Below are 12797 nucleotides of genomic sequence, written 5' to 3'. Positions count from 1 at the left end.
TCCCAGCGTTTACAAGGGCGTGCGGACCAGATCCGACGCCGAAAGTTGAAGGGGGTGCAGCGCGTTTGTACGCTCGTTGCTCAGCACCCAGGCAAACCCTGTGTACATCGCCAACACACACACCAAGGTGAGGCCGACCCACCAAGTGGCAGGGATGACCCGCACCTGCTTGCGCCGGTCGGTCCGCTGCTGGGCAGGCAGTAGCGCTTGCGCCGCCGGCTCCCCACGTACGTGCCTGATCTGGCGATACAAGGCATCGCGGACAGCCTCAAGTTGCGTCACGCCCCGCTCCATCACCCGGTATTTGCCTTCGAACCCCAGGGACAGGCACAGATACAGCAACTCCAGCATCGCCAGGTGCTTCACCGGGTCGCGCGTGAGGCGCTCCAGCAACTGGAATACTTTTTCGCCGCCAAAGGTTTCGTTATGGAAGCGGCTCAACAGGCTCATCTTCGACCATTCGCTTTGCGCCCCCCACGGTGTCGTCACCACCGCCTCGTCGATCACGCTGCACAACACATAGCGCGCCGACATGACCTGGCTGTTCTCCACGCCGCCCTGCAAGGCGCGGGTTTCGAACTGAGTCACCGCCAACACTAATCGGTCGTTGAGCGTGCCCAGGTTTTCACGGCCGGAGCAGACCCTGATCCCAATAACCTCGAACAATACCGCCAAGGCTGCGGCTACCAGCGGGTTGAGCCCTGTCTGAAAGCTATGCGTATCGAGCCTGTGGCCGGCGTAGATCATGCGGTCTTCCAACTGTTCGTAGCGCGGCGGCGATGGGAAATCCGTCAACGGCCCCTGGGCAGGCTCATGAGTCTCCCGGTCGAGCAGGACGGTTTTTTCATCCTGGGTGTATTCACTGTCCATGGCATTCAGTTCCTGATGGCCCAGAAGTCGAGTTCAAGCCCGGTGAATTCACCCCCGACGTGGAAAGCGAAACCACCCGACTGTTCCAGCTGTGCGATATCACGGGGGCTCATATCGAGCACGAAATAGGTCTTGCCGGCATGGAAAGGAATCTGTCGCGGCGCCACTGGCAAAGGCTTGACCTTGATACCGGCCAAGTGCAGGTTGACCAACTCGCGTATGCGCTCAACCGGCGCGACTTTCAGGTGGGCTGGCAGGCGCTGGCGCAATTCCTGCGCCTCACACTGCGCGGTGGCCGCCAGGATGAAGGTGGCGGTGCCAAGCAGTTTCAACTCGCTGACCGGGCATACCAGCACCCCGTACTGGCGAGGCTGCAATGCCAACTTGATCGCCTGTTGCTCCAGCACCACCGACAGTGCCGTACGCACCTGCGCCATCAGCCCGCGAAAACTGGCGCCCTGATCGCCGTGTTGATAGTGAACATCCAACTGCGCGCGTTTACTCTCAGTGGTGAAGGTTGATAGCTCCCCGAGCAGCGACACCAGCGCACGGAACACCGCTTCAGGCCGCACCCGCGTCTGGCTCAGGCAGTGGCGCAGCTCCAGCTCACTACGATTGATCACTTGCAGCATCAGGAAATCGGCGATTTGTGTGCCTTGGGTCGTGCTCTCGCCACGAATGCGCGCCGCGATGGCATCGCCCCGACTGGCAAGCAGGCCAATCACCTCCTTGAGACACGACGCCACGTACCCATGCTCCTGCACGAAGATAAACGTCGGGATGAACGCCGTATCCAGGTTCACACCGCCTTCACCGCTGGCGTCGAGTACCTGGGCCACCTTGAGCTTGATGAAGAGCTGGTCACCCGGCTGTTCACCCAACAGAAGACGTAAGTCCGGGCGCGCGCAGTGGATTCGGCAACGCGTATCCGCCCCCACGTTGGAATCCCCCACTTCCACTTCACAGCTGAGGTAGCGCGCCAACACGTCACTTTGCTCAGGCCGGCGGGCTTCAAGGTGACTGCCGCTGACCAGCGGCAGCGCCAGGTAAACCCCTTGCGCGCCCGAACCCTCTGGCACCTGCACCACCAGCGGCTCCATGGCAGCATTCAAGTCAAACAGGCTGCCGTCCGGCAACACGCCGCTGGCCTGGTTGACCACCAGCTTGCCCAACTTGAGGTACTGCGTATTGAGTTCGAACGTGAGCAAACCCCAGGTGTCACTGCCCAGCAGGCGGGTCTGATTGAGCTGCTGGTGGTAATAACGGTCGTTGTGTTGCAAGTGCTGTGGCCGCAACAGCATGCCTTCCTGCCAGATAACTTTATGAACCTGCATGTTATTGCGCCTCCACACCGGCGAGCGGGTCAGCAACACGTATACCGCCCTGGTCCAGCACCAGCTCGACACGGTTGCGTTGCTGTACCGTCAAGGGCACCAGCAGCCGCCACTGGACATGGGGCAAGTCTCGAAAAGCGGCCAGTACTCCCACAAAACGACTATCGGGAGCGATGCGCAGTTTGAGCGCCAGCCGGTCACCCGGGCGCAGCTCAACCTCCTCGCTGCCGACCCAGTCCTTTGGCAGCGTCTGCTGCGCATTGCCATACAGGCTGAAGAAGTCGGCATGTTCAAAGGCAACGCCATGGCGCAGTTCGATCAACTGCACCACCACGGGAGAAGGACGACCGTGCAAGTCCGGGTTGACGTGCTCGCTGGCAGTCAGCACCACGTCCAGCTTGGTCAGCGTGGAAAATGGCGAGACGGCGCTGCAACCCGCCAACAGCCCGCACAAGAGCAACAACGAAACAAGGGTGGCTCGATACATGATTATCATCCTGGAAAATCAATGTGCAGGCTGGAGATCAGGCGCACCTGCTCCTCATAGGCCTTGGCGAAGTCGCCGGCCAACGGGCGATCATTCAACTGTTCTTGCGCCACCACACGCTGGTAGTAACGCTGGTAGGCACGCCACCGCCCGCCATCGGAGAAAAACCCGGCAGGCTTGCCCTGGGACGCAAAACACCCCAACAGATGGCTGGGTTCAAAGACAGCGCGGGCATTACGCATGGCGCTTCGACAAGCGGCCAGCAACGCAACCTGATGCACCTGCAGTTCCAGGTGCACCTGGGCAATGGCGCGCACCGCGGGCAGTTGACCCAACTCCCGGGTATCGAGCATCGCGGATAAAGCAGCATCGGTGTCGCTATACACTTTCAAGGGATTCTGGCCGGAGCCCTGACTGGCGAACGGCGCCATACCCAGTTCGTTATTCAGTTCTTCACGGGTGCGCAAACCTTGTTGCAGCCCTTCGATCGTCACCCGAAACAAGCGTGCCACCTTGATCGCCAATGCCTCCCGGGCCGGTGTGTCGAGGGTCGTCAGGTCCATACCCAGGACCGCTGCAAATTGCGACCAGAACACCTCGTCGGTCGACAGCGTCGACGCGACAGCGGGTACCGCGGTAACCTCCATCGAAGGGTCTTGCCGCCGCGGCAATACCACGTGCTCGCAATCGGCCCCATAGTGATCTGCCCATACCGCTTGCTCATCGGCGCTCTTGTTCAAGGCCTCCAGATCATCCGACGTGGCACGCATCTGCCGATCAAGATCCAAGGCATGCAACGGGTCCAGCGACAGGAAAGCGTCATCGGGGATCGGCACCGCCGCTGGCGCCAGCAGCTCGTCGGAAGGTCGCGGCGATTCCAGCAATCGCGCACGTATCGTCAACACCCCCAGCTCGAATACGTCGCCGTCACTGATCAATCGTGCCTGCCCCTTGCGCAGGCGCTCAGGACTCTTGGCCATCCCGATACCGTTGCGGCTGATATCCGTGAGGAAATAACGTCCTTCACGGTAACCGATCAATCCATGATGGCTGGAGAGTACGCGGCTGGCGTCAGGGATCACCCAGTCACATCCAGGACCACGCCCGATCACGCCGCCTGTACCGTCAAATACTTTGCGGGCCAAAAGTAGGCTCTGGTCGCTTTCGCACGCGCAGACCTCAAACACAAGCTGCAGCTTCATGCCCCCTCCTTTCAGCGGCCACGAATGATCGCCTGCGGGTCACCCATGGGGTGGTACTCGGCATCATCGAACACATAGTTAGCGTTACAGCCTCCCAGCAAACACATCACCAGCACGACGACGTGCCATGGACGATCAGGCATCAGGTTTCTCCCACAGTAAAAATCAAGTGCACCATTCAGCGTTCCTCCCGGGCATCGCCAAAGGGAATGTTCAAACGGGCAAGACGGTAAAGCAGGGTGCGCCGGGCGACCCCCAGCTCGCGCGCGGTGCGGGTGCGATTGCCATGGTTCTTGTGCAGGCAGTCGAGCAGGAACGTACGCTCCACTCGCTCCATCCGCTGGCGCAGCGTCACGTCATCGGGAGTGGCCGGCTCTGGTGCCAGCGGCAGTGCCAGGTGCTCGGGCCGAATCACGCTGTCGTCACACAACAACACGGCGCGTTCCACCAGGCATTTGAGCTCGCGTACGTTGCCGGGAAAACCATGGCTGGAGAGTTGATCGAGGGCGGTATTCGCCCATTCGACAGGTGGCCTCCCCAGCGCCGCGCACACCTTGCCTGTGAAATGGCGCGCCAGTTGCAGCACATCGCCGTCCCGCTCGCGCAGGGCCGGTAAGGTGATGGGGAACTGAGCCAGTCGGTAATAGAGGTCTTCGCGAAAGCGCCCTTCGGCGACCATCGCCGCGAGGTCGCGGTGGGTCGCGGCAATGATGCGTACGTCGACCTTATGTGCCGCACTGGCACCCAGCGGGCGAACCTCACCCTCCTGTAATACCCGCAGCAACTTGGCTTGCAAGGGCAGCGGCATATCGCCGATCTCATCCAACAGCAACGTACCGCCATGTGCGGCGTCGAACAGCCCCCCGTGATTGCGATCGGCGCCAGTGAACGCACCTTTGCGGTAGCCGAACAGCTCACTTTCAAGCAATCCTTCCGGGAACGCCGCGCAGTTCTGCACGACAAAGGCCTTGGCCTTGCGCGGCCCGGCCGTGTGTATGGCCCGGGCCACCACTTCCTTGCCTGTGCCGGTCTCACCCTGCAACAGCACGGTGTAAGGGGTGTGCAGGACTTTACTGATCAAACGACAGGCCTGCTCCATTGCCGCGCTGGTGCCAATCAGGCCGTATGCGCCAACCAAGGGTTTGTGGCCTGCGGGCTTTGGGCCGACGTTGGGCTGCCTACCGCGCAGTACGCGTAACCGGTTCACGGCGTAGCTGCCCAAATGCCCCAACGAGGGGGCGTAGCCTTGCAGCTGGGCCGGCTGTTGGCGGGCGCACACCAGCACCCCAGTTATCCGCTCACATTGATTGAACAGCGGCACGATTAATAGCGCACGCCATGGTGTCGCCAATGCGGGCAGAAAACCTGTGTCATGGCCGCTGCCTTGCACATCCTCCAGGCTCAACCCAGTGCCTTGGGTCAAGGCGTCGTGCAGCAACTGTTGGGAATGCTGACCAGGCCGTGGAGGCACGACGGTGAGCGACGACACTTGGGCTAGATGTTGGGCGATCAGTTCAAGCCGGCCGGTCACTTCATCGAGCAGATACAATTGGCTGACGTCAGATTGGCTCAGCCGGGCCGCCGTGCTGACACATCCGTCAGGTAACGCGTGTTCATCACGCTCGAACCCCAAGCGTGCGAAACAGGCAGACAACGCGTCGGCATACCTCAGCGCGTCGGCCCCGCCACCGGGCAGGTTATCGGTCATTGGCTGCACCCGCAGAAATCCACCAGGGCCGATGCTGTTTCCAGCCGTGCTGACAGTGCGCCGATCATGCGTTGCAAATCCCTGTTCATCATGTCCATTCATCCCTAATGAAAATTACGGGTTAGCGTGACTACGCCATCGGCCCGCTCGTGCCCCAGCCAGGTGGTCCAACCCAGGCGGCAAACCGTGTTTTCGCCAATGTGCAGAGCCCTGATCTGACCCTGCGCCAGTACCAGACGCAGGTCGTATTCCAATGGGTCGCGCAGGGTCAGGCGCACCAGCGAACGCAGCGGCTGATAGGCCTTTCCCGTGGGCAGGAAGTCGTGAAAACGCTGCCACCCCAACGCGCGGACATGCACCCTGAACTTGCCACTGCGGTCAGCGACGCGGCGCCCCAGCACCAGGTCCTCGCCAAGCACACTGTTGGCCCGCCCCAGGTCATTGCGCTGGACCGGGCTGATCTCGACCTGGCGTTCAACCCACTGCTCGATAAACAACGCGTCGTGCTTGAAGTAGTAGCGCAGGACCGACTCGATCAACGCCGCCGAGTGCACACGCACACTCAGCAGGCCCAGGTAGGGCAGCAGGCGTTTGCAATCGAGCTGGGAAGCGCCACGGATTGCGGTGCCGCCCAGACCCGTCAAGGCAAACATCTGCTCGGAAAAACCATCATTGGCGCCTGCCCGGAAACACGCCCGATAGCGGTACTTGCGCCAGATCGGGAGCATCAGCCGGTGCAAGCGATGATGGAACATATCCAGGAAATCTCGAGTCGGGTTGCCGCCTGGCTGCTCGGCAAATGCCTGCTCACCATAAAACGCAGGCAGTGGGGACCCGGCGCCAAATAACCCCAGTACATTGAGGCGCAGGCGTGCGCGCAAATGTCCATGCTCCATAAAGAACTCCACTCGGTCGATATCGTGCGCGGCAAAGCCCAAGCCAGGGTTGGCCTGGAACTCCAACTGGTCGTACAACGCGTCCTCATCCAGCAGCGGATGAGCCTCACGCAATCGCTCGATCACCTGCAAAACCGCCTGGAACAACGTGTATTCACGGATACCACGGCAAAGTTGATTCAGAGCAGGGGCTGTTGTCCCGTCAGGGATGGCCATAAATACACGTCTCCTTGTGTGCTGATGACACGCAACTCGTGATGGGAATTGAGGCTGGCATAAAGCGCAAAGAACTGATTGAGGACCGAAGCGAATACAAATAAGTCGCCCTGGCCGACAAAGCCTTGGGAATCGACCGTCAGATCGACCCGCACCCCTCGCACGGGCAACCCACGATGCAGGCGATCCGTCGCCTCATGATGGATGGCGCGCAAAGCCGCCAGTCTTTTCTGGCTGACCTTCAGCGCCTGGCGGTCGTAATAACGCGGCAGGTCGTAGGTTGCGAGAATCGCCTTCAAGGCGTTGATGTCGGTCAACGACAAGTAGTTGAGCGACATATTGCTGATGAGATTCCACAGGAAATCCTGGTCCAGGGGCGGTGCGTAGCTCGCCGTTGGCGCGGTGATATTGCGAAACGTCAACGACTCCGGTGTGTGTTCGCCGGGCTGGTTGATATCGCCTGCACGTAATTGCCGTGGCAGGTTGCAATTGGTACAGGTCAGTTCGACCGACAGGGTTTCCTGGCCCTGTTTGCGGCGATTGCCGAACCCCATCCAGGTGTCGAGTCCACCATGTTGAACCGACGAACGTTGGCGAATGCTGTAGCTGGGCGGTGCCGCCACAGGCTCGCTGTGGCAGTCATGTTCAAACGACTCGAACCGCACGTAGGTTTGATAGCCCAAGCCACCGGGGCGCCAGCCGGTGACCCGGTCCACTGAATACACGCTGGCATTGCCCGGCGTGTATTCCCCAGGTACCAAAAGGTACTCGTCCTGTTTACCGTCCAGGCGAATGGGAATTGCATCCTGAGTAAACAGGTTGACGATGGGCGTGCAATACAGCTTTACGTTATCCAAGGTAGGACGCAGGGGCTCGCGGCCCTGACTGCGGAGCTCGAAACGCATCACCAGGCCGTGCGCCTGCCGGAGCAACTCGTGAGACAACGTGTGCAACACCTCCAAGCCTTCGACATCGACAAACAGGTATTTCTCGGGAAACGCGAAGTACTCCTGCAGGTGCCGATAACCCTCCAGCGTGTTCTGCGGATAAGGAATCAGCGCCTGTTCCTGGGAAAACCCCACTGGCCGGACCTGGTTGGCATTGAGCCGCAGCGTCAGGGGTTGGTCATCGCCGGCGCTGATCGGCAGGCCATCGTGATCCACGAGCTGCAGGCTGATTCCCGCCAGATGGCGCAATAGGCCCAGGTACAGGCCCTGACTGATGTAGTGGTCGCCGGCCAGGTGCAGTCGCAGCGAATCGAATTCCAACTCACTGAAGCTGCCGTCGACACTCATGCACAGGCGCAAAGCCAACCAGGCCCCTTCGCCCTGGCATTTGTATTCCAGGTCAGTGAGTTGCAATGGCATGACATCGGTGGGATAGCATGTACGGAACTGGCAACGCTCACCGTGGATGGGAGCGCTTTGCACGGCGGTATCCCGAGCCACCCGAACGCTTGGGCCGGCGCGTTTCAACGGGTCGAATTGCAAGATGCTGAAGGCCGGTATCGGGCGCATGTAATGGGGCCAGAGCAAGTGCATCAACGAGTGCGTCAACTCCGGCAGTTCGTCATCCAGCTTCTGACGCAAGCGCCCGGTCAGGAATGCAAAGCCCTCCAGCAAGCGCTCGACATCCGGGTCCTGGCCCGCTTCGCCGAGAAACGGCGCCAGGGCGGGATTACGTTCGGAAAAACGTCGCCCCAGTTGGCGCAACGCACTGAGTTCGCTTTGAAAATAACGGTTAAGCGTCATTGGCACAGACCTCAACCCGCCCGGTATCCGTGAGGCGCGCGTGGAACACTACAGGATGCAGTACGCCCTCAATCATCCGCTCAGCCTCAATGGCGAATGCCAGGGACAAGGAGTCACGCACAACCGGCAACAGCCTGACACGTACGTTCGTCAGCCGCGGCTCATAGGCCTGGATAAAACGTTCGATATGCAGCCGCGACTGGCTCAAGGACTCATGCAAGCTGAGCCGCATGTCATTGAGGTCAGGCAAGCCATAATCAGGCAGCGTCTGGACACTGCCCGCACGAGTGCTGAGCATTTTCCCCAAATGTGCGGCGATGGACGCCACGGTGGCACCCGGGTTAGACGCCCCCTGCTCGAGGCGTTCGAAAAGGCTGTTGTGCTCAAGCATGCCCTGGCTTCTGCTCATTCTTTATCGAGCTTCCCGACCAGGGACAACGTGAAGTCTGCCCCCATGTATTTGAAATGCGGGCGTACCGTAACGTTGACCCGGTACCAGCCAGGCTCGCCCTCGACATCGCTGACGACAATGCGCGCAGCGCGCAAGGGGCGCCGCCCGCGCACCTCGGCACTGGGATTTTCCTGGTCCGCCACGTATTGGCGAACCCATTTATTGAGCTCCAACTCCAGGTCCGTCCGCTCTTTCCACGCGCCCAACTGCTCCCGTTGCAGCACTTTGAGGTAATGAGCCAGGCGGTTGACCACCATCATGTAGGGCAATTGGGTGCCCAAGCGGTAATTCAGCTCTGCCGCCTTGCCCTCCTCACTGATGCCGAACGATTTGGGCTTCTGCACGGAGCTGGCGGAAAAAAACGCTGCGTTATCGCTGCCCTTGCGCATGGTCAAGGCGATGAAACCTTCTTGTGCCAGCTCGTACTCACGTCGGTCCGAAATCAGCACCTCCGTAGGAATCTTGGTTTCAATCTCGCCCATGCTCTGGAAGTGATGCAGCGGCAGGTCTTCGACCGCCCCGCCGCTTTGCGGGCCAATAATGTTGGGGCACCAGCGAAAGCGCGCGAAGCTGTCGGTCAGGCGAGTGGCAAAGGCATAGGCGGTATTGCCCCACAAGTAATGCTCGTGGCTGTTAACCACGTTCTCCTGGTAGGCGAAGGTCTTGACCGGGCACTCAAGGGGGTCATACGGGGTGCGCAGCAAAAAGCGCGGCACGGTGAGGCCAATATATCGTGCGTCTTCGCTCTGCCGGAAACTTTGCCATTTGGCAAACTGCGGGCCTTCGAAATGGTCCCGCAGATCCTTCAGGTCGGGCAACCCGGTGAAGCTTTCCAAGCCGAAGAAACTTGGCCCCGCTGCAGCGATAAAGGGCGCGTGGGCCATGCCGGCGACGCTGGATGCGTATTGCATCAGTTTCACATCGGGCGCACTGGGCGAAAGAAAGTAATTGGCAATGATCGCGCCCACTGGCTGACCGCCGAACTGACCGTATTCGGCGCTATAGACGTGCTTGTATAACCCGGACTGGGTAATTTCCGATGAATCTTCGAAATCATCCAACAGGTCCTCGCGCGAAACATTCAGCAGTTCGATCTTGATGTTCTCGCGAAAATTGGTGCGATCGACCAGCAACTGCAAGCCTCGCCACGAAGCCTCCAACGCCTGGAAGTCCGGATGGTGAAGGATCTCATCCATTTGTTCGCTGAGCTTGGTGTCGATCTCGGCGATCATCCGGTCGACCAGGCGTTTCTTTACGGGTTCGTCACAATTATGTGGCTTGACCAGCTCTGCGATAAACGCCGACACGCCGCGCTTGGCGATGCCATAAGCCTCGTCGTCGGCGCTGAGCAATGTCTGGGAAATGATGTTATCGAGGATGCTACCGCTTTCGATAACCTGTACGGGTTGCGTGCCGTGTTGAATGGTGGTCATGGTGTCAGTGTCCTTTTACTGAAAACGTCAGGCTTGAGGCCTATCCAGGCCCAGTTCGGCGAGCACTCGTGCGCGAGAGTCACCATTGGCCAACGCCCGCTCGATAGCGTTGCGAAAGCTGGGCGTATTGCCCAGCGGTCCCTTGAGCGCCACTAATGCCTCACGCAATGCCATCAACTTTTGCAATTGCGGGATCTGCTCCACCAGGTTCGCGGGGTTGAAGTCCTTCATGGTGTTAATTCGCACCTGAACCGGCAGTTCTTCCACGTCGGCTGCATCCTGGAGGCGGTTGGGAACGCTCAGCGTCAGGCTCAATGCTTGCTTGGCCAACACCTCGTCAAAGGTGTGCTTGTCGATACCGATGGGCTTGCGATCTTCGAGTTTGCGTGGGTCCGCGCGCTGGGAAAAATCCCCCAGCACCAGCAGCTTCAACGGCAGTTCGACATCTTCCTGAGCGCTACCGACCGCGGGTTTGAAGGTAATATTGATACGTTCCTTGGGGGCTACCGAACCGTCTTTGGCCATGGTGCTTCTCCTTTTGATGAGGCGCTATTCAAGTACTGCTTCCAGGTCGAAATGGCATAACCGGCGATGCAGGGTGTCTTTTCCGTCTTGTACGGCTTGGTTTTGTGGCAACAGGTCGTAGCAGCGATACAGCAGTTGGCCCACTTGCATGGCCAGCTCCGGCTCCCAACTTTCCAGGCCCGTGCGCTGTAATTGCAGGTCGAGTTGTTCCAGCTGGATCCTGGCCAGGTCATGCTTGCCGGCCGCCACACACAACCTGGCCAGCGCCAGGTGCCAGTGAAAACGCGCTCGATCACCGCTCGCCGCCCGCAGCCCTTGCTTGAGCACACTCACCGCGGCCTTGAGCCCGTCTTTGCGCAGGCAGGGCATCACCGCCTGCAACGCGGCTTCCCAGGGCTGAGCAGCGCTGTCGACGACGACATTGGAGGGCTCAGGCTTGTGCAGGTGACGCATGACGTGAAATGCGATCCACTCACCTGTCGCGGAGTCGGCAAAGGGCGTGCCGTCCTCGAACCGATACTCAGGCAGGTTCGGCAGGCGATGCAGCAGCAGAGCAAATTGCATTTCCAGTTCGGTCATGGCGAGGTCTGCGTGCAAGGCCTCCAGGCACTCCCAGACCATGCGCAAACCATCGAACCAGAACATTGCACCGGCCAGGCTGACCTCGAGTTCAAGCAACAGATCGGCGTAATGGCCTTGGCTGAAGCGGTCTTGATAGCGCTTGCGCTTGTCGGTAGCCAATGGGCGCAGCGCCGTGACGCGCTCATTATTGGCGTCGGGATAATTGACGAGCATCAGCCAGGCCAAGGTTCGGCCCAGGCGCAAGGCGCGCGGGTCGGCCGCATCCTGACGCAACCACCAGGTACATAAAGGCCGAGCCTGCTCCTGCAATGCGCGCAGCCGTTTGTGCGCGTCTTTTTCGTTATTGAGCGGTTGCTCGGGGGCCGGCAGCGGGCTTGGCGCAGGTTTGACCCGGGCAATGACGCCCGCGACGTCGCCAGGTTCGGCAGCAGCCTGGGCCAAGCGCGCCGACAGCTGCCGGCGAACCGGCAACAGCAGCGGCGCCTCGCTGCCAAGCTGTTCACCCCATATCTGATCGAGACATTCGAGGTGTTCCAACAGCGCCTGGAATAAAGGCCGTTGATCACTGAGCGGCAGGTTGTGCGCGCACGCTTGCTCAAGGCGCAACACCAACCAGCCAAACGCCGCAACGCGGGTACGCAGCTTAACTGGATAGACCTGCGTCCAATGGTGCTCGCAGAGTTCGCGCAGCACACCGAGACCAGCCAGCAACCCAGCGAATGAATCACGCTGATACAGGGCCCAGGTCAACCAGGCGGCGACGCGCAGATCCTTGGAATGCTCACGCAAAATGCACTCGCTGATCTCGCTGATCTTCTGCCAATCCGGCAGCCCCGCACCATGAATGGAGTGAGCCTTGCCCAACTCGGTTTCCAGCACCTCAAACTCGTTTGAAAAACGCATGTCGCTACCAACAAAACTGCTTGGCGAACACGCTGTCCGGGCAAGTTCCTGGCAATAGGCATATAGCTGTTCTGAATAAACTATTTTGGGCTGCACACAACCATCCAAGGCAAAATAGGCAAAATTAACGTCGTTGTTAAAAACCTTTTAACTTCCGTTCAAAACACATCGAAGTGAACGAACCTTAGCCACGAAAAAAACAATCAGCAAGTAACGGAACGGAACTTAAGAAACATCCTACGCAGCTTGAAAATAAAGACATGCGCAGTTATTTGCGCAGTCTATCCAACTAGAAAACACTCTCAAGCGCTCACAGCCTTGCATTTACAAAAACACATGACATGAGCAACTAAGTGCGCATAGGCGTGCAACTAATAGCGCTAAAAACTCACCCACAGCCCTACAACAAATTCTCAATAACGGCCACTGAGTCTTCTTC

At 59.5% G+C, this 12797-nt stretch carries 12 protein-coding genes; all 12 read right to left on the bottom strand.

Annotation, left to right across the window (positions count from 1 at the left end; translation table 11 throughout):
* Positions 1 to 9: 9 nt before the first annotated feature.
* The 12 genes from icmH to tssA all read right to left on the bottom strand — a co-directional run bounded on the left by icmH (position 10) and on the right by tssA (position 12442).
* Positions 10 to 870 carry a type IVB secretion system protein IcmH/DotU gene (gene icmH, locus AB9N64_RS01750; RefSeq protein ID WP_014718226.1) on the bottom strand — a complete coding sequence of 287 codons (861 nt, stop codon included), beginning with the start codon at positions 868 to 870 and terminating at the stop codon, positions 10 to 12.
* Positions 871 to 875: 5 nt separating this feature from the next.
* Positions 876 to 2204, bottom strand: a complete 1329-nt coding sequence (tssK, locus tag AB9N64_RS01745) for a type VI secretion system baseplate subunit TssK (RefSeq protein ID WP_168224531.1) — start codon at positions 2202 to 2204, stop codon at positions 876 to 878.
* Between the two features lies 1 nt (position 2205).
* Positions 2206 to 2691, bottom strand: a complete 486-nt coding sequence (gene tssJ / locus AB9N64_RS01740) for a type VI secretion system lipoprotein TssJ (RefSeq protein ID WP_019817596.1) — start codon at positions 2689 to 2691, stop codon at positions 2206 to 2208.
* A gap of 5 nt (positions 2692 to 2696) precedes the next feature.
* Complete coding sequence (tagH, locus tag AB9N64_RS01735; RefSeq protein WP_371359913.1) at positions 2697 to 3893, bottom strand: type VI secretion system-associated FHA domain protein TagH; 1197 nt, start codon at positions 3891 to 3893, stop codon at positions 2697 to 2699.
* Between the two features lie 11 nt (positions 3894 to 3904).
* Positions 3905 to 4036, bottom strand: a complete 132-nt coding sequence (locus AB9N64_RS01730) for a hypothetical protein (protein ID WP_014718222.1) — start codon at positions 4034 to 4036, stop codon at positions 3905 to 3907.
* A 35-nt stretch (positions 4037 to 4071) separates the two neighbouring features.
* Entirely contained in the window at positions 4072 to 5601 is a 1530-nt protein-coding gene (locus AB9N64_RS01725) for a sigma-54-dependent Fis family transcriptional regulator (RefSeq protein ID WP_014718221.1), read from the bottom strand.
* 104 nt (positions 5602 to 5705) lie between these two features.
* Positions 5706 to 6713 (bottom strand): type VI secretion system baseplate subunit TssG, encoded by a 1008-nt coding sequence (gene tssG, locus AB9N64_RS01720; protein WP_019817599.1) that lies wholly within the window; start codon positions 6711 to 6713, stop codon positions 5706 to 5708.
* The gene (gene tssF / locus AB9N64_RS01715) at positions 6677 to 8464 is read right to left on the bottom strand and encodes a type VI secretion system baseplate subunit TssF (RefSeq protein WP_032903855.1); all 1788 of its coding nucleotides are present in this window, start codon (positions 8462 to 8464) and stop codon (positions 6677 to 6679) included. The genes tssG and tssF overlap by 37 nt, the downstream gene beginning before the upstream one ends.
* Complete coding sequence (gene tssE, locus AB9N64_RS01710; RefSeq protein ID WP_014718218.1) at positions 8454 to 8855, bottom strand: type VI secretion system baseplate subunit TssE; 402 nt, start codon at positions 8853 to 8855, stop codon at positions 8454 to 8456. Before tssE ends, tssF begins: the two co-directional genes overlap by 11 nt.
* Positions 8856 to 8869: 14 nt before the next feature.
* On the bottom strand, positions 8870 to 10348 hold the full coding sequence (gene tssC, locus AB9N64_RS01705) for a type VI secretion system contractile sheath large subunit (RefSeq protein ID WP_014718217.1): 1479 nt from the start codon (positions 10346 to 10348) through the stop codon (positions 8870 to 8872).
* Positions 10349 to 10375: 27 nt separating this feature from the next.
* Positions 10376 to 10873 carry a type VI secretion system contractile sheath small subunit gene (tssB, locus tag AB9N64_RS01700; RefSeq protein WP_014718216.1) on the bottom strand — a complete coding sequence of 166 codons (498 nt, stop codon included), beginning with the start codon at positions 10871 to 10873 and terminating at the stop codon, positions 10376 to 10378.
* Between the two features lie 24 nt (positions 10874 to 10897).
* Positions 10898 to 12442 carry a type VI secretion system protein TssA gene (tssA, locus tag AB9N64_RS01695; protein ID WP_196770413.1) on the bottom strand — a complete coding sequence of 515 codons (1545 nt, stop codon included), beginning with the start codon at positions 12440 to 12442 and terminating at the stop codon, positions 10898 to 10900.
* Positions 12443 to 12797: the final 355 nt, after the last annotated feature.

It is taken from the genome of Pseudomonas sp. KT_2_4 (assembly GCF_041410225.1).
Classification (GTDB): Bacteria; Pseudomonadota; Gammaproteobacteria; order Pseudomonadales; family Pseudomonadaceae; genus Aquipseudomonas; species Aquipseudomonas paracarnis.
Note: the sequence above shows the minus strand (reverse complement) of the source record. Positions and strands in the feature narration are given on the sequence as shown.

Excerpts from the sequence above, each read along its gene's own strand:
- tssC (WP_014718217.1), bottom strand. The coding sequence starts at position 10,348 with ATGACCACCATTCAACACGGCACGCAACCCGTACAGGTTATCGAAAGC.
- tssF (WP_032903855.1), bottom strand. The coding sequence starts at position 8,464 with ATGACGCTTAACCGTTATTTTCAAAGCGAACTCAGTGCGTTGCGCCAA.
- tagH (WP_371359913.1), bottom strand. The coding sequence starts at position 3,893 with ATGAAGCTGCAGCTTGTGTTTGAGGTCTGCGCGTGCGAAAGCGACCAG.
- tssG (WP_019817599.1), bottom strand. The coding sequence starts at position 6,713 with ATGGCCATCCCTGACGGGACAACAGCCCCTGCTCTGAATCAACTTTGC.
- icmH (WP_014718226.1), bottom strand. The coding sequence starts at position 870 with ATGGACAGTGAATACACCCAGGATGAAAAAACCGTCCTGCTCGACCGG.
- AB9N64_RS01725 (WP_014718221.1), bottom strand. The coding sequence starts at position 5,601 with ATGACCGATAACCTGCCCGGTGGCGGGGCCGACGCGCTGAGGTATGCC.
- AB9N64_RS01730 (WP_014718222.1), bottom strand. The coding sequence starts at position 4,036 with ATGCCTGATCGTCCATGGCACGTCGTCGTGCTGGTGATGTGTTTGCTG.
- tssB (WP_014718216.1), bottom strand. The coding sequence starts at position 10,873 with ATGGCCAAAGACGGTTCGGTAGCCCCCAAGGAACGTATCAATATTACC.
- tssJ (WP_019817596.1), bottom strand. The coding sequence starts at position 2,691 with ATGTATCGAGCCACCCTTGTTTCGTTGTTGCTCTTGTGCGGGCTGTTG.
- tssE (WP_014718218.1), bottom strand. The coding sequence starts at position 8,855 with ATGCTTGAGCACAACAGCCTTTTCGAACGCCTCGAGCAGGGGGCGTCT.
- tssK (WP_168224531.1), bottom strand. The coding sequence starts at position 2,204 with ATGCAGGTTCATAAAGTTATCTGGCAGGAAGGCATGCTGTTGCGGCCA.